Source organism: Pseudomonas sp. SIMBA_068, assembly GCF_046534705.1.
Classification (GTDB): domain Bacteria; phylum Pseudomonadota; class Gammaproteobacteria; order Pseudomonadales; family Pseudomonadaceae; genus Aquipseudomonas; species Aquipseudomonas putida.
In genome coordinates, this window is sequence record NZ_JAWRYI010001721.1 from 1 (window position 1) to 234 (window position 234).

1 protein-coding gene is annotated in these 234 nt (G+C 65.4%); it reads right to left on the reverse strand.

The window, feature by feature from the left end:
- The coding region (locus SB756_RS35635) for an FHIPEP family type III secretion protein (protein WP_410913953.1) at nt 1-234 on the reverse strand (234 nt) is incomplete at both ends.

A 234-nucleotide genomic window follows, 5' to 3' on the forward strand; every position in this document is an offset into this window, starting at 1 on the left:
GTCGCCTTTGACGAACTTCATGGCCCCGTCCATGGCCCCGAACAGCTGGCTTTCGCGGGACAACTGCTCGCGCTTGTCGCGAGCTTGCCCACCGTCGATCAGCCCGGCGCGCAAATCGCTGTCGATCGACATCTGCTTGCCCGGCATGGCGTCCAGCGAGAAGCGCGCCGCCACTTCGGCCACCCGCTCGGCGCCCTTGGTGATGACGACGAACTGCACGATGGTGAGGATGAG